The following is a 23,932-nucleotide window of genomic DNA, read 5'->3' on the forward strand; positions in this document are numbered from 1 at the left end:
GACACGTCATCATGCACAATGAAAATACCCATGAGTCTAATAACACCCCGGGCAGCGACAACGATATCAAAACGCTGGAAGCCGAAGTGCGTGAAGCCATCGCCAGCGGTTCGCATATTCAGGAAACGGTGCACCGCTTAACGCTGAAAGCCATGAATGCGAAAAACGTCGATCCGGAGTCGTTGCGGCGCATCATCACGGCGGTGATGCAAGGGATACACGATGGCGCGGCGCAGCAATTGCAACAAGCAGCCAATCAAACCCAAGCGGCTAAATCACAAATTACCGATGCCGTGGCCGGACTGGATTCCGCGCTGGCAAGATTTGCCGAAGCGTCCAAACTGGCCGTCGAAGAAGCCGCAGGGCAGGCCAAGCGATTCTCCGATACCGAATTGGCGCGCACCCGTTCCGAGCTGGAAAGCCTCGAAAGCTTGTTCGTGGAGACACTGCATCACACCGCCACCGCAGCGCAAGGGCTGATTGCCGATGTGCTGCTCGATCTGAGCCACCATGCCAAAAATACCGGCACTAATGTGGGCTCGCAGCTGAAGGAAACCTTAGCGACTTTTGCGCAGCAGATCGCGTCGGTTGGCAACGTGCAAGTGGAAACCGGCGCCAGTTTGGCGCAAAAGACGGCTGACATTGTCAGCAAAGCCGCCAGCGGTGTACTGTCGGGAATCAAGGATCAAACCAAAACCGGCAAACACTAAACAGGCCCGCTGAGCTGCGTTAGCTGTGATCTTCACCACCGAGCGCATCAATGACATCCGTGATCAGCTGGCTCAGCTCGCCGGTCATGATGGTAAAATCGCTGACGAATAATTCCTCGGCGCTCTCGGTGGACTCCTTCAGAATATCCTGCGGTGCAATGCGCCGCAGCTGCAAGTTGTCCTGCAACACAAACGAGATTTTGCTATCCCATGTCATGGCGAGTTTGATCGCCTTTTTCCCGGCACGGATGTGCCGCGCGGTTTCTTCCGCTTCCAGCACGTGATGGGAGTACTTGATGGTTTCCTTCTCATCGCTCATCCCTTGCAGCTCGCAATCGCGGTCGATGGTAAAAATGGACGGCAAATCGCCATCAACCGTCAGCCAGCGCGTCATCGCCGATGACGGCGAGATTTTCGTTTCCAGCGGCGCCAGCGTGATGCCCTGCACCGTTTTCACCAGCACTTCGATGAACTCCTCGGCTTTATGCGCGCTGGATGTATCCAGAATCAGCCGGTTATTCAGTGCATCGATCCAAGCGTAAGTTTTATGGCGCTGCGCAAAAGCGCGCGGCAGCAGCTCGACGATGGTCGCTTCCTTGATATCGCGCACCTGTTTCTTACCCGCCTTGTAACCCTGCATCTGCTCGATCTGCACGATACGGTTTTTCGCATGTTGATTGATCACCCCAGCGGGCAACAACTTTTTCTCCACCCCGAAAGCAATCAACCAATGCTGCCCATAGGCATGTACAAAATTCGGCTGCTCGTCACGCGGCGTTAGCCAGCCGCGGCTTTGCAATTCCATTTGCATGCACGGCTGCAACGCGTGCTGCGAAAGCGCTTCTTCCAGACTATCCGGGGTTATATTTCCACTGGTAATACGATAAGCTTGTATATTTCTGAACCACATAGTTTTTGTCAGTTAATCGATTGATCTGTTAGGTACTCATCACGGCATGAAAAAAATTTATTCCGCCAATAATCTGATGGAAGCGCAGATAGTACTTGATCTGCTCGCACACGCCTACATTCCGGCGCAAATTTTCAACCAATACGCGCAAGGCATGGCCGGAGAAATACCGGTTCACCACGCCTGCCCGGAAGTATGGATCAAGCGCGATGAAGACTATGAACGTGGCAAACATGTGATCGAAACCTACGAAAATACCCCGGTCACTACCGGCAACGTGCAATGCCCATCCTGCGGCGAAGAGAATCCGGCCAATTTTCAGTTGTGCTGGAAGTGCGGGGGCGGGCTGGAAACTGCTGGAAACCGTCAGCTGACTTGATCGGTAAATCCGGTTCATTGATCGGCATGCCACTGCAACCAGTCCCTTCCCTTAGCGGTCAATCGATAACGCTGTTTGGGACTGCGCGGTGAATCAGGTTCTGTGCGCTCGATCCAATCACCCGCCAATGCCGGATTCAAATAATTTTCCCGGAAAGTCGGGCGATGCGCCAGCCCTAGCGTCTGCATCAAATCACTGCTGCTTAATTCACCGTTACCAATCCCCCGAATCAGCGCTGCAACTTGGTCGGTTACTTGATCGGTTACTTGGTCGGTAGCTGTTGCCTGGCGAATGGCAGCCAGTAGCTCGCTCAGCATGAACACGATGAAAGGTGTCGCATCGGCTTGCTCATCGGCTGCCGCCAGTGCTTGGTAATAACTTTTTTGATGGTCCCGGATTACCGTTTCCACCGGCAAATAAGCCAGCAAAGGCTTCCAATCACGCAAGATCAAGGTCTGCCACAACCGCCCCATGCGACCATTGCCATCAGCAAAGGGGTGAATGAATTCAATCTCGTAATGAAAGACGCAACCGGCGATCAACGGATGTTCGGTAGTCATTGCCAGCCATTCCAGTAAATCGGCCATCAGTTCCGGCACCCGGTTGGCAGGCGGCGCCATATGCACCAACTGCTTGCCTTGAAAAATACCGACACCGCCGGAACGATAACATCCGGCCCCATCCACCAGGCCGCGCATCAACAACTCGTGCGCCGACAGCAAATCCCGCTCTGAACCGGCGTTCCAGCCTTCCAAAGCCTCGTAAGCGGCAAAAGCATTGCGTACCTCCTGAATCTCGCGCGGATGACCCAACACCTGCTTGCCTTCGATCACCGCAGTCACTTGCTCCAGCGTCAACGTATTATTCTCGATAGCCAACGAAGCATGAATGGTACGAATGCGATTCTCCCGGCGCAAACGTGGCGTCAGACTCTGCTCGGCCAGCACGGTGTAGCGGCCGATGGTTTCGCTGATCTCAGCAACCAGATTCAGGATTGTTGGAGTGATAATATAAGGTGGTTGATATTTCATAGGACATCCCTAGCTTTGAGCGGCATACAGGTTGAAGGCGTTATAGTTATTGCAGGCCTCCCATTTGCTGTGATGCTTGCCCTTGATATCGCCGATACCGAAAATAGGCATTTGCTCAGGTAGTTTGCATTGGCAAAGGTCGTGTAGTGATCATCACCTTATTCATTCCTCATCTTCTGTAGGTAACACTTTGCGATTGTAGTCCATCGCATCGTTGAATCCGTCCGGTACCGGCTTAAAGGGTTTGTCGGGCGAGCGGTGGCTGCTTTGGAACTGACGCAGAGATTGTACGTAGATTTCGCCAATGACACAGTAGTCGGTGACACCACCCTTGACCCGCAGTACGTCGCGTTTCCAACTGTCCTTGAACGGAGCGCGGATGCGGCTATCACCGTATTGACGGTCATTGCACTGAATGATGTAGGCGTGTATGTCCAGCGCAGCGGATTCCACCAATGCAATGAAGGTTTCGGTATCGGGATTCCATTCCGGTACAAACAATACATCCACCTTGCCGCGTAGGGCTGCACGGTAACTGATATTGGTCAATTCGCTACAGATCAGCATGGCAAAACGCAAATCACCATGCTGAATGATGGGTGGCGTTTTCCAAACCTTGCTGGGCTTCATCTCAAGTCCGGCAAGCCGTTGCAATTCCTGTTCCTCATGCAGCGCAGGGCGTTGCTTGTCCTGCTGGTAAATCATCAGTGAAGGAAACCCCAAACCATTGTGTGAAAGCGCTGCCCAGACTTGGTTGCGTACCCTTGCTTTGCTGACGTGCAGGTATTCGATACCCGTGATCAACGAAATGCCTCGGCCTTGCAGCTTGCGGGCAATGCGGATAAACCAGTGCGCAGGCAGTGCCAGTTCCGGCAAAATTAGGTAGCGGCTATCGCGAGGTTGAGCTATCACACCATCCAGCAAACGGCACAGGCGTGCGTAGCGGTCTTCGTCTGGGTCGGGTTTTCGCGTGACGGATGCCATCCAGCTCCCCATGTGTGTCTGCCAACTGGATACCGCAACACCATATTTGCGTGAGATGATGCCATCCGGAATTTGCAGAACTCCGTGCTTGTCGAAACAAGGGGCTTTCTCATTGAGTTCAAAGCCCCTCACCGCAAGCACAACCTTTTGCATGGCAGCGCGCTCAGTCTCGGCATAGGCATCCTTGTTAAGGACGAAAAGCTCCGGCAGATTAAAAGGGCGGGTGGCAAACATCAGACCATGCGGCAGGCTCCTGAACCCTAGCCATTTGGCAAGCGACTGAGTGCCAGTCGTTACATTGTCCGGCAGTAATTGTGTGACTTCGGTGCAATTAGCAACCGTCTTTTTAGCAGGGATGCCGCGCTGGGCCACCATCTCCTTTGGCAAGCCAATGAAACGGAAAGGCATATGCGCGAGGTCGAATGAGAACAGTCGCGCCTGTTGTGTTTGAAAGTCTTTGGCTGATAGCGGCCACGCCAGAATGGTTTCAAGGTCAACCGTTGGGTGACAGTCTTCCATGTGTACTTTCCATGCCTGCTTGCCCGCTTTGGATAAACGGGGAGGAAAGGCAGCTGTGATGCTCTCGCGGACGCTGGAAAAGAGCTGTTCTTGCCAGCGGCTGATCATCGCGGTGGCATTTGGCTTTTCTTCGCCTTCGGGCCATGCCTTAACGACGACTTCGCACTGATCGTTGACTTGCTTGCAGAGCTTTTCCAGTGTATCGATGATTCTGCGCAAATCTGCAAAATCCTCGCACGCCGTGGCCAGACGAATCACGCGAGGAAGGTAGATGGCCAAGTCAAAGAACTGTGGCAACACGAGCACATGCTGGATAAAAGCACGGAAGAATGCTTGTCGATGCTTCGCCCAAGCCTCCGGGAGCAGATCACGCTCATAGGCTTCAAAGTCGCGTAGCTTGATGGAAAATCCGGCTCGGCGCATGGTCAGGACATCGGCTTTGCGCAGGCTGTCCGCGGTTTCACCATCGCTTTGTGTGGCGGCAAGAAGATCAGTTCCGACATGCTCGGCTGATCGCGGCAGCCGTGGCATGGCTCGCCACTCGCTGGCGCGTTCGTGAATCTGGTGAACAATAGCGTCTACCAAAGTTTTCCCTGGCTCACCCGCAAGGATGAACACCTTGTTCTTGCCATTGGCGAAATGGATTTTGCTTTCACCTTGGCCGAGGTAATCCGGTTTGAAGCAAATTTGCTGCTTTTTCTCTGAATCAACCCAGTTCAGCTTTCCGCCAGCGCGGGCAAACAACCATTCCCACAGCTGAACGGTGGAACCAAAGTCGGCGCCATTCTCCATGACCAACAGAATGTCGTCCACATAGCGCCCGTAGTAGATTGGTGCCACCTGCTGCTCGATGCAGCGATCCAGTTCAACCAATGCGATGTTAGCTACTACTGCCGATGCGGGCAGACCAACTGGCAGGCCCTTTTTCAATGGTGTTGCTGCTGCCCAAGCCTGAATGGCTCGGATAAAAAGACGGTTGAGCTTGGCCTGATCTTCCGTCAGTTCTAGTCCTAACACCTCGTTGACGAAGACTGAGGCCAGCATGAAGCCAGGATTCAGTTCGTGATAGAAAGAGCTGACATCGGCAGTGAGCGCAACAATCTTTTTATCAGCGTTCAGTGCTGTACGCATAGCGACAATGCCATTGTCACGCCAGTCACGGAAGGGCTTCAGGTAGGGCTGGAACGAACCCAGCGACAACGGATTGATGCGTTTACCATCCTTGGTGCGGCGCAAACGATTGCCATAAGAGCAGTCAGTCAACTTGGCATCAAACAGATAGCCGACTTCCAGCATCCACAGCGTGGACAACACATGAAAATCCAGGCTGCACTTCGCCATCACCCGGAATTCAGCTTTTGGCTTCTCAGAGTTTCCGTTTTCAGCCAACGCCTTGCAGGCATATTCCCATTCATCGGTCGGGGAAGAGAAAATCAGGCTGTTGCCACTCTCCTTCCGGCGACGCCTCCAACCGTCCATATCGACGGATTTGCTTGCCAGTGTCCAGGTTCCAATGAAACTGGCTTCTGATACCCAGGATTCATCTTCACCATTGATCTTCTCCAGCAGCGCAGAGAGGTTTTCGTGCAGGCTTTCCTCGTAGTTTGCAATTGCGTCCAGCGAGGCATGTGACGAGTAGTACAAATCAACTTTGGCTTTACGATAGGCAAGACCAAGATTCTGGAGTTCAATCATTTACTCCACCCTTCCTCCGGCTGCCGCGCGCCCTGCGGCACTCGCGACAAATCCAGCTCCCCCTTGAATGTCTGCTGGATTAAGGCATCGTAGAGGCTTTCCAGATCAGTGAAGCTTTTTTGGTAGCTTTCGGCTCTTTTGATATTGGTGATCAATCCGACGATACAATCACAAACGCTCATATTCTATTTCTCTTCCACAATCCGATCATCTTTCAGAACCATAACACCCGCTCCAATACGTTTGGCCCGTTCACGCGCTCTTTGAGCAGCCCGCTTCATAGCGATCTCGGCCGCAGCTAAGTCTGGGTCGCGTTGTTTTTGCTTCTTATTCGAATTTGCAGTCTGATCACTCATGTTTTCATGCCTTCATCAATCAATTTTGGTTCTCTACCGGAATTGTCATAAAGCGCCCATTCGTCCACGATGGGTTTGTAAAGATTGGAAAAATTCCGTAACCCTGCCGTGAACCGCCGCCGGATCACCGGTTCCGGAATGTTGTGACCGCCTTCGCGAACCCGTTGCCGGACTCGAGCGATTGCCAGCTCCGGGGAAACTAATTGAAGAAAAAACAACTTGACGGCATAACCATTGGCTTGCCAACTTGGAATCAATCCGGCGTATATCCTGCCACTCAACGTTGTTTCAAAGGCAAAATTCTCCCCGCGCCGGGCATGGTTGAAAACTTCTTCCAGCATCAATCTACCTGCCCGGAAAGCTGCCGTTTCCGGCCTAAAGGGAGCCAATCCAGCCGCTATCAGATCAGCGTTGATAAAAGCCGGACATGCAGCTTCTTTCGGCAGAAATTCCTCGGCAAAAGTAGTTTTCCCAGCACCATTCGGTCCGGCGATGATGATAATCTTTTTCTGGTATGTATCACTCACGCCACAAGCTCCTACCTAGCTTTATCAACGGATTGCATTCATACCGGCGATATTATCATGACCGCAAAATATCTGCGCCCAATGCACGAGGCCCACTTATAAGACGTAACCCATTGCGATCCCGCCACCACACGGCTCACCTTCCTATCTTGGAATTCATTGAGCGGAGCACAACCCCACACCGCCCTGCATCGGACTTGAATGACAGATTTTTTTGAGCACTGTTTTTCCAGCACTTTTCTACTCTTCTATTATTCCGGATTGAACCAATTCAACTTTGTATCACTCGCATTAGTAATAAGCCGGTAATTTCAAAGATTCTCTGCATTTTCCGGCCTCTCTAATAAAAAACCAATAAACAGGATGTTACGGAACTAAGCCATCAACTTGACCATTGGGCTACCTTGCGATTGATCGGTGGCGGGTGGCACGGCACCGGCATTAACACCGCCACCCGGCAAGCTGAAACTTCTCTGAGGAAATTATGGATAACACAGCAGATCCGTTATGGTACAAGGACGCCATTATTTATCAATTGCATGTGCGCGCCTATTGCGATAGTAACGGCGATGGTATCGGCGATTTTCCCGGTTTGACTTCCAAGTTGGATTACCTGAAAGATCTCGGTATCAATGCGCTTTGGTTATTACCATTTTATCCCTCCCCCTTGCGCGACGACGGTTACGACATTTCCAATTATCACGATATCCACCCCGATTACGGCACTCTGGATGATTTCAAATATTTTCTGGAAGAAGCGCACAAACGTCATCTGCGGATAATTACCGAACTGGTGATAAACCACACTTCGAATCAACACCCGTGGTTTCAAGCCGCGCGTAAAGCGCCGCCGGGATCGGTTGAACGGGAATTTTATGTATGGAGCGATACGGTAAAACGCTACGAGAATACCCGCATCATTTTTACCGATTCCGAGAAATCCAACTGGGCTTGGGATGAAGAAGCAAAAGCTTATTACTGGCACCGTTTCTTTGCGCACCAGCCTGATCTGAATTTTGACAATCCGCATGTTATCGATGCTGTACTGCACGCCATGCGTTTCTGGTTCGACATGGGTGTCGACGGCGTGCGTCTGGATGCCATTCCTTACCTGTGTGAGCGTGAAGGCACGGACAATGAAAACCTTGCGGAAACTCATGCTGTCATCAAGCAGCTGCGCGCCGACTTGGATAACCGCTACCAAGACCGCGTTTTCCTCGCGGAAGCCAATCAATGGCCGGAAGATGTGCGTGAATACTTCGGTGACGGCGATGAATGCCACATGGCTTTTCATTTTCCGCTGATGCCGAGAATTTTCATGGCAGTAGCGCAAGAAGATCGCCATCCGATCACTGAAATTTTAGACCAGACTCCCGAGATTCCGGAGAATTGCCAATGGGCGGTATTTTTGCGTAATCACGATGAATTAACCCTGGAAATGGTTACCGATCGTGAACGTGATTATATGTATGACACTTACGCAACCGATCCGCGCGCGCGCATCAATCTGGGCATACGCCGCAGGCTGGCGCCGTTGATGGACGGCAGCCGCAGCAAAATCGAGCTGCTATGCAGCTTGCTGCTTTCCATGCCGGGTTCCCCCATTATTTATTACGGCGATGAAATCGGCATGGGGGATAACATCTATCTCGGCGACCGCAACGGGGTGCGCACACCGATGCAATGGAGCCCCGACAGGAATGCCGGATTCTCCCGGGCCGATCCGCAGCGGCTTTATTTACCGCCTATCATGGATCCGCTGTACGGCTATGAAGCGATTAACGTCGAAGCGCAGTGCCGCAGCGCCAATTCACTGCTCAACTGGATGCGGCGGCTGATCGTGACGCGTACAGGCCATAAGGCATTTGGACGGGGCTCGATGACATTCCTGCACCCCGGCAATCGCAAGATACTCGCCTATTTGCGTGAGTATCAGGATGAGTGCATTTTTTGTGTCGCTAATCTGGCGAACAACGCCCAGCCGGTGGAACTCGAGCTTGCCGCTTTTAAAGGCCGCGTACCGGTGGAATTGCTCGGACGCACCGCTTTTCCAGCGATTGGTGAATTACCTTACCTGCTGAGTTTGCCAGGTTACGGTTTTTACTGGTTCCGGCTGGCGGCTGATGTTGCAGCGCCTGTCTGGCACATCGATAAGCTGCCGCGCGAAGAAATGCCGGTGCTGGTCTTGCCTGAAAGCTTATTGGCGGCGTTCATCACCAAACCCGCCGGAGAGGTCAGCAGCGTGCTCGAAAGCAAAACCCGGCAACAATTGGAAAAAGTAATTCTGCCTCAATTCCTTGCATCTCAGCGTTGGTACACGGGTGCCGGACACCGGATCGATCAATTGAATCTCGATTTGCATCATTCCTGGAAAACGGCTGACGGTAGAAGCTGGCTGCCCTTATTGATTAATATCCAGTTTGATACGGATATCGCGCAAACCTTTTTCCTGCCGCTCGGATTGCTGCTCGGTGAAACCGTCGACCAGCAATACCATGCCTTATCCCCCTGGATGTTAGCCAAAGTCAGGCAGCGCGCGCGCGAAGGCATTCTCTACGATGCCATCGGAGAAGATGCATTCTGCCAATTCCTGCTTGATGGCATTCATGCGGCAACGCGCCTGCCATTCGCATCCGGCGAGATGGTTTTCGCCAATATCTCCGCACTCGCGGAACTGCCGGAAGCGCTCGCGATCAACCGGCCAGCGGTAAAACAAAGCAATACTGTCATCGTCTACGGCGAGAGCCTTATTCTGAAAATTTACCGCCGGATACAAGCAGGGATTAATCCGGAACTCGAAATCGGACGCTTCCTGACCGAAGTATCGCCGTGCGAAAATGTTGCGCCCTTTGCCGGCAGCCTGGAATATCAAAGTGGAGACAGCACAACAGCCATTGCGGTGCTGCACCGCTATATTCCTAACCAGGGCACGATGTGGGATTACACTCAGGAATATCTGGATCGCTGCCTCAAGTCCTGCATCAATGAACCGGATCAAGCATGCGAGCCGTCGCTACACGCCGGTTATCAATCGCAAATGACCTCGCTTGGCACGTGCACGGCCGGTTTGCATTCCGCGCTTGCCAAAACTACTGGAGATTCCGCGTTCGATCCGGAAGCCGTGCCATTCAGTGAATTCTTAGCGCAACTGCAACCATTGCGCACGATTCTTGAGACTGGTTCTCATCCGCTTGCACCGGATACTGTTCAACGGCTACGTGACGTCTGCGGCAGAATAGCCGGGCACCTTGCAGCGCTGCAATCCCGTTCCCGCCGGTTGGTTGTCAGCCGCATCCACGGCAATTTCCATCTCGATCAAATATTGATGGCGCATAACGACTTTGTCATTACCGATTTCGAAGGTGATCCCGATCTGCCATTGGCAGCACGGCGCTCGAAAAAGCTGCCAATAGCCGATGCCGCGAGCTTGTGCTTTTCGCTTTGCTTGGCCGCATCACAAGCGCAACAGCGGCATTTGGCCGAATACGCCGGGCACGGCGAATTATTTGCAGCCAGCGTGCGGTTGTGGCTGACGGTTTCCGCGGAAGCTTTCCTTGGCGGATATTGCAGTGCAATCGCCGGTTGCTGTACACATCCCGGTGAACCGGAATTGACCGGGCATTTGCTTCAATTTTTTTTAATGGAAAAATTATTTTCTGAAATCAATGATATGGACAATGATGAAGCAGCGTTGATGGAAGCTTCTGCGCTGATTCTGCTTGACTTGATTGAGCAAACCGCACTATTTTCTATAGGCGATGGATAAGTCAAATCGACCGAATCCACTACTCGAACAAACCGGTAAATGCAACATCACCACCCCGGTTCAGCACCAATCCAAAACAAACTGGCCAACACGAAATCAGCCAGCATACAGGCCGCCGATAAACAATGAACGTGACCGGAATCCGGTCCGCACTTATATGAAAAGACAACACCGCATGCCGTTTGGCGCCGAATTCATGACCGAGGATACCGTGCGCTTTAATTTCTGGGCACCAACCGCCCGGCGCGTTGAACTGCTGATCGATAACGATAGGCCGCGCCCCATGCAGGCAATTGGCGGCGGCTGGTATGAACAGACTTGCCAGCCGGTTCTGGCGGATAGCCGGTATTCTTTTCAGATCGACGATGACATGCGGGTTCCCGATCCGGCATCCCGCTACAATCCCGATGATGTGCACGCCGCCAGTCAGTTAATCGATCCTGCGGCGTTTGACTGGTGTGACGGCGAATGGCATGGCCGCCCCTGGGAAGAAGCGGTCATCTACGAGATTCATACCGGCGCTTTCACGCCGCAAGGCACTTTCTCCGCAATTGAGCAAAAACTTGGGTACCTCGCCGATCTCGGTGTTACCGGCATTGAATTGATGCCGGTTGCCGGTTTTCCAGGCCGTTGCAATTGGGGCTATGACGGTGTTTTATTATTTGCGCCGGACAGCACTTACGGCACTCCGTGCGATTTGAAACGATTGGTGCAAAGCGCGCACCGCCACGGATTGATGGTACTGCTCGATGTCGTGTACAACCATTTCGGACCGGAAGGCAATTACCTGCACTGCTACGCGCCGCAGTTTTTTACCGATCGCCATCAGACGCCTTGGGGTCAAGCGATTAATTTCGACGGCGAATATTCCCGCATCGTCCGCGATTTCTTTATCCACAACGCGCTTTATTGGCTGGAAGAATACCATTTCGACGGATTACGGGTGGATGCCGTGCATGCCATCATGGACGATAGTCAACCGGACTTCTTGGAAGAACTGGCGCAGCAAGTCCATACAACGCTCGGCGCAAACCGCCACATTCACCTCATCCTGGAAAACGACCACAATGCGGCGCATTACCTGCAACGCAACCGGTCAGGCGAATGCACCGGATTCACTGCGCAATGGAACGACGATGCGCACCATGCTTGTCATGTGCTGTTGACCGGCGAGCGTGACGGTTATTACGCGGATTATGCCGACAATCCCATTCTACATTTGGGCCGTTGCTTGACCGAAGGTTTTGCTTATCAAGGTGAAGTCTCCATTTATCGTCATGGCACACCGCGCGGCGAACCCAGCGCGCACCTGCCCGCATCAGCTTTCGTCTGGTTTCTGCAAAACCACGATCAGATCGGCAACCGCGCGTTTGGCGAGCGTCTGGCAACACAGGTCCCGCCCGAAGCATTGCGTGCCGCTGTGATTTTGCTGCTGCTGTCGCCATCGGTACCGCTGCTGTTCATGGGGGAAGAATGGGGCGCGCGCGAGCCGTTTCCTTTCTTTTGCGGCTTCACCGGCGAACTCGCTCAAGCTGTCACGACCGGCAGACGCAGGGAATTCGCGCAATTTTCAGGTTTTCACGATCCACATAGGCTGCAAGAAATTCCCGATCCTTGTGACGCAAGCACATTTTTACTGGCAAAACTAAACTGGCAAACGCAAAACGATCCGCCGCACCGCGCATGGCTGATGCTCTACCGGACGTTACTGGCTTTGCGTTTGCAAACAATCGTGCCGCTCTTGCCCAGTATCACCGGCAGCTGTTTTGAAATTCTGACATCACATGCTTTGCAAGCCGCCTGGCAGCTCACCGGTCACGGAAAGCTCACCATTACTGTCAATCTCGGCGATGTTCCCGTCAAAATTTCCCACCTTCCACCAGGACGGCTGCTTTTTTCGAGTCACGATCAATCCGGACAATCCAACCCAGCGCCCGGAATGCTGCCTGCATTTTCCGCTGCCCTGTATCTGAAAGATTCCCATGAATCAAGATAACGATGAATTAGCGTTATTAGCGCGTCTCAGCAGCCTGGCCGGTATCCTGCCGGTCTATTCCGACAATTGGCAACAGCCGCATTTCACCCGGCCGGAAACACAGCGCAAGCTGCTAAAGGCGATGGGATTCGATGTATCCACCCCGCAACGCATCGCATCCGCCATTAAAGCGCACGAATTGCAGCCATGGCAACGTATCCTGAAACCTGTTACGGTGATCACGCAAGAACACCCGGCTTGGGTGTCCGTCACCTTGCCGGACGATCTGGCAACCGGAATCTGGACATGGCGCCTGCATCTTGAAAATCATGAAATATTGCAAGGGCAATTCGACCCTGCGGCATTACCCAAGCTCGCCGCCAAAAGAATCGCAAAAAACCGTCACACCCGGTGGCAGCTGGATTTACCGCCGCAACTACCATGCGGTTATCATCGCCTGGAGCTCTTCCATGCGGCAGAACCTTGCGCGGAACAATCGCTTATCATCGTCCCCGCCACTTGCTATCAACCGCAGGCCGTCAGCAATGAAAACCGCGTCTGGGGATTGGCCGTACAGCTATATGCGTTGCGTTCAGAACGGCATTGGGGTATCGGTGACTTTACCGATTTACGCTTAATTCTGGAACACTGGTCGGCACAGGATGCCGACATCATCGGCATTAATCCGGTACACGCCATGTTCCCGTATAACCCGGAACATGCGAGTCCTTATAGCCCGTCGAGCCGTTTGTTTCTCAACATTCTTTATCTGGATGTCGAAGCAGTCACCGATTTTCACGAATGCGAAGAAGCTCGCGCGATCCTGAGAACTCCCCAATTTCAAACCCGTCTGGAGGGACTGCGGTCATCCGAACTGGTGGATTATGCCGGAGTAGCCACGCTCAAACTGCCGTTGCTGGAAATGCTGTTTGAGCATTTCTGCGCACATCATCTGCAACCGGACAGCAGCCGCGCCGAAGCATTTCGCGCATTTCAGCGCCGCGAGGGCGATGATTTGCATCAGCATGCGCTGTTCGAGGCATTGCAGGAATTTTTTCACCGGCAGGACCCAGCCGTTTGGGGCTGGCCAGTTTGGCCGGAACCTTATCGCAATCCGCAATCATCCGAGGTACGGCAATTCGCGGAAAATCACCGCGGCCGCCTCGAATTTTTTTCCTACTTGCAGTGGCAAGCGGATCTGCAACTTGCAGCGGTTGGCATGAGATCGCTGGAACTGGGGCTTGGCATCGGTCTGTATTTGGATCTGGCGGTTTCGGTGGATGGCGGCGGCGCGGAATCCTGGGCCAATCAAGCGCTTTACGCATCCGGCGCCAGTATCGGCGCACCGCCGGAATTGAACAATCAACTCGGCCAGGATTGGGGATTGCCGCCGTTTCTACCCGATCGTCTGCGCGAAACAGCGTATGCGGCTTTCATCCGTGTACTACGGCACAACATGCGCCATGCCGGTGCGTTGCGCATCGATCATGTCATGGGACTTATGCGTCAATATTGGATTCCCGCTGGATGCACGGCCGCCGAAGGCGCCTATGTTCAATTTCCGTTCGATGACCTGCTCGGCATTCTAGCGCTTGAAAGTCAGCGTAATCAGTGCCTGGTCATTGGCGAGGATCTCGGCACCGTGCCGGAAGAAGTTACCGCCGCCTTGCCGCTGCGAGGTATCCTGTCATATCGTTTGCTGATTCTGGAAAAAGAACCCGGCGGCAACTTCGTGCTGCCGGATAATTATCCCGCGCACGCCCTCACTGCCGTCACCACGCACGATCTGCCGACATTGCCGGGTTATTGGGCAGGACGCGACATCATGCAGCGCACCGCTCTGCAACTATTCAGTTCGGAAGAAGCGCGCCGGGAACAGGTGGTCGGACGCGCCCAGGAGCGCGCCTATTTATTGCTGCGGTTGGAACAAGCCGGATTGCTACCGGATGGCTTAACAGTCAATCCGGTCTCGCTGCCGTCCGCATCTCCGGAATTCATCCAGTCGGTATACAGTTATTTGGCGCGCAGCCCTGCCAAGATTCTGATGGTACAAATCGAAGACATCCTCGAAGTACTGGATCAAATCAATATTCCATCAACGACTACGCAACACCCGAACTGGCGCCGCAAACTGCCTACCAATTTCGAAACTTACATAGCCGATCGCAAAATACAGACATTCATCGCGGCAATGCGGCACGAGCGGCCGCGCATCCGCAGCCACCCCAAACCGGAGCGGCACTTGCGCATCCCGCTAGCAACTTACCGTCTGCAACTGAATCAGGCATTCACTTTCGCGCAAGCGGCGCAAATCGTGCCCTATCTGGCGCAGCTGGGCATCAGTCATGTGTATTGCTCTCCCTATCTCAAAGCACGCCCCGGCAGCAGTCACGGTTACGACATCGTCGATCATCACCTGTTTAATCCCGAGATCGGCGACAAAGAAGCATTCGATACCTTATGCGCTACATTGCATGCTCATGACATGGGACAAATCATGGATCTGGTTCCCAATCACATGGGCGTCATGGGAGCAGACAATCGATGGTGGCTCGATGTTCTGGAAAATGGCCTTGCTTCAATCTATGCGCCATTTTTCGACATCGACTGGCACCCGCTAAAACCGGAACTGCACCATAAAGTGCTGCTGCCTATTCTCGGCCAGTCATACGGCGATACGCTGGAAAGTGGTCAATTGACGCTCCTGTTCGATGAAGCAAACGGCAATTTCAGTGTGTGGTATTTCCAGCATCGCTTACCGGTCACGCCACGCGAATATTGCCGGTTGCTCAGGCATCGCCTGCCATTACTGGAAGGGCAATTACGGCCGGATCACCCCGATTTGCAAGAACTCGCCAGTTTAATTACCGCCTTCGCCAATCTGCCCGCTGGCGGCATCACAGCCCCCGATACCATCCTCGAACGGCATCGCGACCAAGAATTGCTGAAACGCCGCCTAGCGATGCTGGCGAATGTATCATTACCGGTCCGGCAGATGATTCAGGATACGATTGGCGATTACAACGGTACACCGGATCATCCTGCGTCATCCAATTTATTGCATGAATTGCTTGAAGCGCAATCGTGGCGAGTCGCCAATTGGCGCGTCGCGTCCGACGAAATCAATTACCGGCGCTTCTTCGACATCAACGATCTGGCTGCATTGCGCATGGAAGACTGTCATGTGTTCGAGGCGACACATCAACTGGTATTGGAATTGATCGCCGAAGGCAAAATCGACGGCTTGCGAATCGATCATCCGGATGGCTTGTACGATCCACAGCAGTATTTTCAGCGGCTGCAAGACCGTGTCGCCATCCGGTCACCGGCACAAACCGGCGAGCAGCCGGTTTATATCGTGGCGGAAAAAATTCTCGCGGAACATGAGCCATTACGGCAGGATTGGTCCATTCACGGCACCACCGGTTATGAGTTCTGCCGCCTGATCAACGGATTGTTCATCGATCCCGAAGCCCAGACCATGCTCAACCGGACTTATCGCGCCTTTACCCGGACGCAAACCGATTTTGACGAACTGGTGTATCGTTGCAAACACCAAATCATGAAACATGCGATGGCCAGTGAGCTCAACGTTCTGGCCGGCCAGCTCAGCCACATTTGCGAAATGCGCCCGCACACGCGTGATTTCACAACCAATCATCTGCGTCATGCCCTGACTGAAGTCATCGCCCATCTGCCAGTTTACCGCACGTACATCCGCGACGGCCATGTGGCGGAACTGGACCGGCGCTACGTGGAGTGGGCGGTCGCCATCGCGAAGAAAAGAGCGCAAACCCAGGATACCAGCATTTTCGATTTCATCAGCAATGTCTTGCTGCTCGATGCGGCAAAGAATGCGGATGCATCCTATCATGCGGCGATTACCGCTTTTGCCATGAAATTCCAGCAAGTTTCCAGCCCGGTAATGGCGAAAGGCTGTGAAGACACGGCTTTTTATCTCTATCACCGGTTGATTTCACTTAATGAAGTAGGTAGCGATCCGCGGCATTTCGGCACATCGGTCAAAGCATTTCATGCGGAAAATCTTAAACGCTTGGAGCACTGGCCTCATGCCATGCTCAATACTTCTACCCACGACAGCAAGCGCAGCGAGGATGTGCGCATGCGCATCAATGTGTTGTCCGAAATTCCCGAACAATGGAACCAGCAGGTGCGGCGCTGGCGGCGGCTCAACCGGAATAAAAAACGAGTGGTGGAACATCACGAAATACCCAGCGCCAATGATGAATATTTGTTGTATCAAACAATGCTCGGCATCTGGCCGCCGGTAACGCTTGCCGCGAACGAATATGATGCGCTGCTGGCGCGTCTTGAAACGTACATGATCAAAGCCGCACGCGAAGCCAAACAACATACCAACTGGTTCAATCCCGATACGGTTTATGAAGACGGATTGCTGAACTTCATCCGAAAAATCACAAATCCCGCCGGAACGAATGCTTTCCTCGCCGATTTCATTGATTTCAACCGGCATATCGCGCGCTGCGGCATGTTCAATTCTCTGAGCCAGACCCTCCTCAAGCTGTCGGTTCCGGGTGTTCCCGATATTTATCAGGGCAACGAGCTGTGGGAATTGAATTTGGTCGACCCGGATAACCGGCGTCCAGTCGATTTCACGCAGCGGCTGCAATTGCTGGAACACATCAAGAAATCCACCACCGTTCCACAAAACCAGCTAGCTTCTGTAGTACGGCAATTACTCGATCACTTAGCTGATGGACGGGCCAAATTGTATTTAACCTGGCAATTGCTGCAAATCCGCAAGCAATGGCCGACCGTCTTCCAGGACGGCGCTTACCTGCCGCTGTCCGTCTCGGGTGAACACAGGGAACACATCTGCGCCTTCATGCGGCAAACGGGAGAAATCAGACTGATCGTTATCGCTCCACGCTGGTTTTCCCGGTTGATCACAGCCGCGAATACAGAATTACCATTGGGTGAAGCAGTATGGGGTAACGCGACCTGGATCGAAATAATGCAACCCAGCCCGGCGGTAAAAAATCACGGTTTGAATCTGCTAACAGGCGAAACCGTACCGATCACTGAAATCAATGGTATGGTCTCATTGGCAGCGGCCCAGGCGTTAGTGTCATTTCCGGTCGCGTTAGTGCGAATTGACTTCCGGTGACCGGTTCGGATTGCGGCAATCAAGCAATTTACAGGCTACCAGGCAAATGGCTGAGTCATTCGCTGGCGCGATGGAACCCTTTGGCTGCTATCAATCTCAATACCATCAATCCATTTGTAAAGCAGCGGCAAATTTTCTCATCACCGGAAACTCATCGCTCTAATTCTCAATTGCTGACTACTTTTCTGAAATACCGATTGCATTGGATTGCGCTGTTAATACTAACCAGCGCTTTTCCCCTCCCGGCGATGGCCCAGGAAACATCGGGATCATCCGGCAATCCGGCGATCGTCACGTTATCGGCGCCGGATCCGGTCAAGGAAATGCTGCAAAAATACATTCAACTCCCCCAGGAACCGTTTGCCAGCGACTACGATGAATTACTCTTTCTGCACCGCGTGCAAAAGGAAATTCGCGACATCCTGGCAACTGAAGGTTACTTCAACCCTAGCGTGTCCATCGCGCAGCAATCCGCACAAACCTTAACCAAGACTGCCGAAATCACAGTCGATCCCGGCGAGCTAACACACGTCGGTTCGGTCACGATTGAATTTTCCGGTGACATTGCCAATGGCGATGAAAACCACCGCAAGCGCATCGAACGGTTGCGCGCCGCCTGGCCTCTCAGCGCCGGGCAGCCGTTCCGCTCCGCCATTTGGGAGCAGGCCAAATCGGCGTTGATCGCTGACCTGACACAACGGGCATTCGCCGCAGCAACGATCACCGCCAGCCAAGCCAGCGTCGACCCCGGCGAGGCACGCGCGGATCTGGTGATTACCGTCGATTCCGGGCCGGTGTTCTACTTCGGCGATATCCGGATCACCGGCTTGCAACGCTACGATGCAACACTGATCACCCGGCTCGCGCCGTTCAAAGCGGGTGATGAGTATCAGCGCGATTTGCTGCATCAATATCAAATCCTGCTGCAGAAAGCGCCACAATTCAGTACTGTATCGGTCAGCATCTCGCCGGACATCGCACTGCATCAAGCAGCGCCGGTTCAAGTCGCGCTGACGGAAGCGCAAGCGCAGCGTTTTGCCTTCGGCGCCGGTTACAGCTCGAACAATGGCGCGCGTGGCGAAATCAATTACCGCCATCATAATTTTCTCGATCAAGCCTGGAATCTCACCAGCCTGCTGCGTCTCGAACAAAAGCGGCAAACGTTTCTAGCAGGAATCGACACCCTGCCCGATCAAAACAATATCAATCATTCGCTCAGCGCCAGCCTGCAGATGACGGATATCGCAGGTCTGAAAACCGATGTGCAAAAAATCGGTATGACGCGTAATTACCAGACCGCGACGACGGTTATGCAGCTCGGTTTGAATTGGCAACGCGAGCATAAAAAACCCGATGGTGCGAACGATCAGATCAACCAGGCGTTGGTACTGGATTGGCGCTGGCGGCGGCTGATCGTCGATGATCCGGTCAATGTCCGGCGCGGCGATATTACCGAAGTACGCGTCGGCGGCGGCATCAGACAATTACTATCGGATCAGGATTTCATCCGCACTTATGTCAGCCATCAAAGCTGGTGGCCGGTGGGAGCGCGCGATACATTTTTCCTGCGGGCTGAGGCCGGTTATACATTGGCCTCGTCGCGCTTCGGCATTCCGCAGGAATATCTGTTTCGCGCCGGTGGTATCCAGTCACTACGCGGTTATGATTTTAAAAGCATCGGCGTGCACGAAGGTAGCGCCGTGGTCGGTGGCCGGGTCATGGCGACCGGCACCGCCGAGTATACGCATTGGCTGACGCAGCAATGGGGCGCAGCAGCATTCACCGATATTGGCAGCGCGGCCGATCGCTGGCAAGACATGCGCATGTTTCTCGGCTATGGCGCGGGAGTACGCTGGCGCAGTCCGGCGGGTCCGCTGGCGCTCGATCTGGCGCGCGCCCACGAAACCGGCACGCTACGCGTGCATTTTTCAATGGCTGTCGCTTTTTGATAAGGTAAAGCCGTTCATGATCGATCAACACACTAAAAACCCGCTTCCACCCAAAGCCGCGCAGCGCTATCGCAAGCTGGCGATCGGCTTAGTGCTTTTGCTGGCACTGACGGCCACCGCCGGTTACTGGTTGCTGTACAGCGCATCCGGATTGCAATCGGCCGCCGCCGCTGCTAATCGTTGGGGCGGCGGCATGATCCGGTTGACCGGTGTGCACGGCACGCTGCAAGACTTGCACATTGAAACTATTCATTTCAACAACACTGAACTGTCGCTAACGCTACAGAATCTCCACATGCGCTGGGATCCGGCGCAATTGTTTCACCGGCAGATCAGTATCCAGCGGCTGGCGCTGGCGTCGATCCACATCGATCAGCACGCGATTGACACCGCACCTTCCGCTCCGCAACCGCCGGATAGCTTACTGCTGCCGTTCGGATTATCGATTGCAAGCATGACTGCCGATGCCATCCATCTCAATGCGGCATCCCAGGAAGATGCCGCACCGGTAATCACCGATTTAGCGCTGACACTGGAAAGCGACGGCCAGCATCACCAGCTCAAGCAACTGAATTTCACCACACCGTGGGCAACCGTCGAATCGCAAGCGGAGCTTGACGGCAACGCGCCGTTTGCACTGAATGCGCGTATTGGCGCTATCGCTGCCGGTTCATGGGGCGGTATCGACACAACCGTCACCGGCAATTTGAATCAACTCACGATTCAATCCGCCAGCCGCCCGCCCGCAACCAATATGACACTGCAAGCGCAATTACAACCGTTTGCCGCAAACCCGGTTACGCAACTACACGCCATCCTGCAACAGTGGAATCCGAGTGATTTTGCGGCAAATGCGCCGCAAGCGAAGCTGTCGGTGTCGGCACAGTTGACGCAAAATGAGGCCGGACAATTGACAGGTAATATCGACATCGAAAATCATGCGCCCGCACCGCTCGACCAAGGCGGCATCCCGCTGTCGGCCATCCATGCCCGCGCACTGATTTCTTCTCAATTGCTGGCGCTGCCGGAGATTCGCGCGTTATCCGGAAAAGGTGGCGTTGTGCGCGGACCGTTGGCTTGGGATCGGAACAAGCACACCCTCACAGCGGACTTGGCAGTCGAGCGGATCGATCCGCAGCAATTGGACACTCGACTGCAAAGCGCCGCTATCTCGGGCAAGATCGAGCTCACCGGCGATGCGGACAAGCAATCCGCCCGCGCCGATCTGCGCGACGGGTCGCTGCGTTTAACTGCCGGAATTACCCGTGACGCCGATGAACTCATACTCGAACAATTCAATTTGCAACGCAACCGCTCGCGCTTGACTGGTCAAGGCAAACTGCAACTGACCGGAGAACAAATGTTTGACGTGTCGGGAGCATTGATCAATTTCAACAGCGCGGATTTTATTCAGACCGCCGATTCCAGCCTGAACGCCACCCTACAAGTATCCGGTCAATTGCTGCCAATGGTTAGTGGTACTTTAACCTATGCCATTCACAACAGCCGTCTGGCGAAATCGCCGGTCAACGGTTCGGGTGAAATCGCATTCACCGGTACCGGCCGCTTCAGTGGCAAGGCCGAATTGCTGGCAGGTTCAAACCGGCTGCTCGCGCACGGCCGCATGGACGGCGAACAGCACGATGTCCAACTGACAGTGAATGCCCCAGCGTTGGCACAACTGGGTTTGGGTGTATCTGGCGACTTGCAGACACAGCTTACTTTCCGCGGCACGATGCAAGCGCCCGATCTCGATTGGAAATTGACCAGCAAACAACTGGAATTACCCGGCAAACAAAAACTCTCGGGCATTTCCGCCAGCGCACGATGGCATCAAAAAGACACCATTGCACTGAACCTTGCCGTGGAGACTTACCGCGCGCACGAACAAGCAACGATCAAGCAGTTATCCGCTATCCTCGACGGTAAAACCGCGGGTCACCGTCTGGCGGTCAACGCCAATATCAATAAAGATACCGCCGTTCAATTGGCGGCAAGCGGCAGCTTGAGTCCTGCAAAGCCGGGACTACCGCCGCGCTGGCAGGGTCAGTTGACCGAGCTCTCCGCCACCGGGAACATGCCGGTTCGCCTGCTGGCACCGGCGGCACTCGCGGCCAGCACCACTTTGTTTTCGCTGAACGATGCAGCACTGTCGATTTCCAGCGGATCGGTCCGTATCGAGCAATTGCACTGGACGCCCAGTAGCTGGAAAACCCGCGGCGATTTCACCGGCATTGCACTGTTGCCCGACACACCGGCGCACGCAAAAGACGCTCCGCTGCAATTGGGTGGCCGCTGGCAGTTCGATGCCGCCGCGCAACTGACCGGCGAATTGCACATTCAACGCGAACGCGGCGACTGGACTTTGCCCGGCGATGTGCCGCAACGGTTGGGATTGCAGCAATTGCAACTGCAAGCAACCGCACGGCACGGAAACCTGTCCGGACAATTCGCGCTGAACAGCGAAGCGCTGGGGAGCGTTCAGGCGGAATTAGCGCTGATGCTGCCGTCAAAGAAAACACAGTGGTCCACTGCCAAGGAATCACCACTGCAGGGTAATATCCACGCCACCCTCACCAGCTTGAAATGGCTCAACGCATCCGGTAATAATCTGCGCGCCGATGGCGAATTGCGGGTCCAGGCCGGTATCCACGGTACCTTGCAGCAACCCGATATCCACGGCACGGTTGCCGGCACGAATTTAAGCCTGGCTTTACTGGAACAAGGAATTCGCTTGCAGCAAGGTACTTTGGCCGCGCGTTTTCAGCAAGCGAATTTGCACATCGACCGGTTGCATTTTGCCAGTCCCCATGCAGCGCCGCCGGACAACCGCCTGTTCCGCGATCTGGCTCTGCAGGATACGGCTGGTTCGTTGACTGTCAGCGGCAAGATCGGATTAACCGGCAGCTCGGGTCAGCTCGATTTCTCCCTCGACCGGCTGCCGCTTGCGCATAAAACCGATTACTGGATCGTCACTTCCGGCCAAGGCGCCATCCACTTGCAAAACAACCGTCTCAGCGTCACCGGCGGCCTACAAACCGATGCGGGATTGATCATGCAACCGCCGGAAAACCGCCCGGCGTTACCGGACGATATCGTTCTGGTGAATACCCCGTCAGCACAACAGCCGCAAAAACTGGCGCTGGACCTGGACATGAACCTGAACTTAGGCGAGAAGTTTTATATTCGTGCTTCCGGCCTGGAAGGCCGTCTAACCGGACAACTGCAAGCCCGCAGCAGCGGCAATCAGCCGCTCAAGCTCACCGGCACCATCGCCGCCCAGGACGCCGCATTCAAGGCATACGGCCAGGACTTGAAAGTCAGACGCGGCATCGTCAGCTTCCAAGGTTCGCTCGATGATCCGAACCTGAATGTGCTGGCGGTGCGAGAGGGTCTGGCAGTCGAAGCCGGTGTCGAAATCGCCGGATCAGTACGTCACCCGCGCGTGAAACTGGTGTCGACGCCGGAAGTTCCCGATACTGAAAAGCTGTCCTGGATCGTGCTGGGTAGAAAACCCGACACCAGCGGACTCGATACTTCGGTATTACTGTCGGCTGCCGGTTCGATACTCGGCGGCCAATCCGGCAGCGGTCTCACTGACCGGATTACCCAAGCGCTCGGCGTCGACGAGATCACGTTCAAGCAAGCTGGCGTTGGCAGCTCTTTGAGCGGACAAATCGGCGTGATCGGCAAACGCATTTCATCGCGCGCGTACTTGAGTTACGAACGCGGCCTAACCGCCACGACGATAGGTATCACCAAATTGACTTACAATCTGACGCCCAAAGTGACCGTTGTCACCCAAGCGGGTGAAGACAGCGCAGTGGATCTTTTCTATACGATTCAGTTTGATTGACAACACAGCATACCCATCGATAGACAAGATGTAGCAGTACGAAGTAACGCAAGCGGGATCGAAATCGCACAATCCGACTCGATAGTAAGATATTGCGACCCCACCGCCTCTTGGTTTACCATCCCT

The 23,932-nt window shown here is 54.1% G+C and carries 13 protein-coding genes; 7 read left to right on the top strand and 6 right to left on the bottom strand.

Annotation, left to right across the window (positions count from 1 at the left end):
* Window positions 1-11 precede the first annotated feature (11 nt).
* On the top strand, window positions 12-710 hold the full coding sequence (locus tag BLU57_RS05195; RefSeq protein ID WP_090317348.1) for a DUF6781 family protein: 699 nt from the start codon (window positions 12-14) through the stop codon (window positions 708-710).
* Window positions 711-729: 19 nt separating this feature from the next.
* Here BLU57_RS05195 and BLU57_RS05200 read toward each other — a convergent pair whose 3' ends face one another.
* Window positions 730-1,620, bottom strand: coding sequence for a recombination-associated protein RdgC (locus BLU57_RS05200; protein WP_090317351.1), 891 nt, complete (start codon window positions 1,618-1,620; stop codon window positions 730-732).
* 46 nt (window positions 1,621-1,666) lie between these two features.
* Here BLU57_RS05200 and BLU57_RS05205 point away from each other — a divergent pair, with 46 nt between their 5' ends.
* The gene (locus BLU57_RS05205) at window positions 1,667-1,999 is read left to right on the top strand and encodes a putative signal transducing protein (RefSeq protein WP_090317354.1); all 333 of its coding nucleotides are present in this window, start codon (window positions 1,667-1,669) and stop codon (window positions 1,997-1,999) included.
* Window positions 2,000-2,013: 14 nt separating this feature from the next.
* Here BLU57_RS05205 and BLU57_RS05210 read toward each other — a convergent pair whose 3' ends face one another.
* From BLU57_RS05210 to BLU57_RS05225, 5 genes are all read right to left on the bottom strand, one after another.
* Window positions 2,014-3,030, bottom strand: coding sequence for a Fic family protein (locus BLU57_RS05210; protein WP_090317357.1), 1,017 nt, complete (start codon window positions 3,028-3,030; stop codon window positions 2,014-2,016).
* Window positions 3,031-3,192: 162 nt separating this feature from the next.
* The gene (locus BLU57_RS05215; RefSeq protein WP_218131636.1) at window positions 3,193-5,874 is read right to left on the bottom strand and encodes an RNA-directed DNA polymerase; all 2,682 of its coding nucleotides are present in this window, start codon (window positions 5,872-5,874) and stop codon (window positions 3,193-3,195) included.
* A 350-nt stretch (window positions 5,875-6,224) separates the two neighbouring features.
* Window positions 6,225-6,410 carry a hypothetical protein gene (locus BLU57_RS16005; protein WP_090317364.1) on the bottom strand — a complete coding sequence of 62 codons (186 nt, stop codon included), beginning with the start codon at window positions 6,408-6,410 and terminating at the stop codon, window positions 6,225-6,227.
* Window positions 6,411-6,413: 3 nt separating this feature from the next.
* The gene (locus BLU57_RS16010) at window positions 6,414-6,584 is read right to left on the bottom strand and encodes a hypothetical protein (RefSeq protein WP_176776369.1); all 171 of its coding nucleotides are present in this window, start codon (window positions 6,582-6,584) and stop codon (window positions 6,414-6,416) included.
* A complete protein-coding gene (locus BLU57_RS05225) occupies window positions 6,581-7,111 on the bottom strand; it encodes an ATPase (protein ID WP_090317367.1) in 531 nt (176 codons plus the stop codon). Before BLU57_RS05225 ends, BLU57_RS16010 begins: the two co-directional genes overlap by 4 nt.
* 484 nt (window positions 7,112-7,595) lie before the next feature.
* On the opposite strand from BLU57_RS05225, the gene treS reads away from it, so the two are divergent.
* Genes treS through BLU57_RS05250 form a run of 5 tightly spaced genes read left to right on the top strand, consistent with a single transcriptional unit; the run spans window position 7,596 to window position 23,806 of the window.
* On the top strand, window positions 7,596-10,877 hold the full coding sequence (gene treS / locus BLU57_RS05230; protein WP_090317370.1) for a maltose alpha-D-glucosyltransferase: 3,282 nt from the start codon (window positions 7,596-7,598) through the stop codon (window positions 10,875-10,877).
* The gene (gene treZ / locus BLU57_RS05235) at window positions 10,870-12,873 is read left to right on the top strand and encodes a malto-oligosyltrehalose trehalohydrolase (protein WP_256334364.1); all 2,004 of its coding nucleotides are present in this window, start codon (window positions 10,870-10,872) and stop codon (window positions 12,871-12,873) included. The genes treS and treZ overlap by 8 nt, the downstream gene beginning before the upstream one ends.
* The gene (locus BLU57_RS05240; protein ID WP_090317373.1) at window positions 12,860-18,001 is read left to right on the top strand and encodes a malto-oligosyltrehalose synthase; all 5,142 of its coding nucleotides are present in this window, start codon (window positions 12,860-12,862) and stop codon (window positions 17,999-18,001) included. The genes treZ and BLU57_RS05240 overlap by 14 nt, the downstream gene beginning before the upstream one ends.
* Entirely contained in the window at window positions 17,998-19,950 is a 1,953-nt protein-coding gene (locus BLU57_RS05245; protein WP_256206135.1) for an autotransporter assembly complex protein TamA, read from the top strand. Before BLU57_RS05240 ends, BLU57_RS05245 begins: the two co-directional genes overlap by 4 nt.
* The gene (locus tag BLU57_RS05250; RefSeq protein ID WP_256206136.1) at window positions 19,838-23,806 is read left to right on the top strand and encodes a translocation/assembly module TamB domain-containing protein; all 3,969 of its coding nucleotides are present in this window, start codon (window positions 19,838-19,840) and stop codon (window positions 23,804-23,806) included. Before BLU57_RS05245 ends, BLU57_RS05250 begins: the two co-directional genes overlap by 113 nt.
* Window positions 23,807-23,932: the final 126 nt, after the last annotated feature.

The sequence above is a fragment of the Nitrosomonas oligotropha genome, from assembly GCF_900106555.1.
GTDB classification, from domain to species: Bacteria; Pseudomonadota; Gammaproteobacteria; order Burkholderiales; family Nitrosomonadaceae; genus Nitrosomonas; species Nitrosomonas oligotropha_A.

Excerpts from the sequence above, each read along its gene's own strand:
- BLU57_RS05195 (WP_090317348.1), top strand. The coding sequence starts at position 12 with ATGCACAATGAAAATACCCATGAGTCTAATAACACCCCGGGCAGCGAC.
- BLU57_RS05200 (WP_090317351.1), bottom strand. The coding sequence starts at position 1,620 with ATGTGGTTCAGAAATATACAAGCTTATCGTATTACCAGTGGAAATATA.
- BLU57_RS05205 (WP_090317354.1), top strand. The coding sequence starts at position 1,667 with ATGAAAAAAATTTATTCCGCCAATAATCTGATGGAAGCGCAGATAGTA.
- BLU57_RS05210 (WP_090317357.1), bottom strand. The coding sequence starts at position 3,030 with ATGAAATATCAACCACCTTATATTATCACTCCAACAATCCTGAATCTG.
- BLU57_RS05215 (WP_218131636.1), bottom strand. The coding sequence starts at position 5,874 with ATGGCGAAGTGCAGCCTGGATTTTCATGTGTTGTCCACGCTGTGGATG.
- BLU57_RS16005 (WP_090317364.1), bottom strand. The coding sequence starts at position 6,410 with ATGAGCGTTTGTGATTGTATCGTCGGATTGATCACCAATATCAAAAGA.
- BLU57_RS16010 (WP_176776369.1), bottom strand. The coding sequence starts at position 6,584 with ATGAGTGATCAGACTGCAAATTCGAATAAGAAGCAAAAACAACGCGAC.
- treS (WP_090317370.1), top strand. The coding sequence starts at position 7,596 with ATGGATAACACAGCAGATCCGTTATGGTACAAGGACGCCATTATTTAT.
- treZ (WP_256334364.1), top strand. The coding sequence starts at position 10,870 with ATGGATAAGTCAAATCGACCGAATCCACTACTCGAACAAACCGGTAAA.
- BLU57_RS05240 (WP_090317373.1), top strand. The coding sequence starts at position 12,860 with ATGAATCAAGATAACGATGAATTAGCGTTATTAGCGCGTCTCAGCAGC.
- BLU57_RS05250 (WP_256206136.1), top strand. The coding sequence starts at position 19,838 with ATGGCGCGGGAGTACGCTGGCGCAGTCCGGCGGGTCCGCTGGCGCTCG.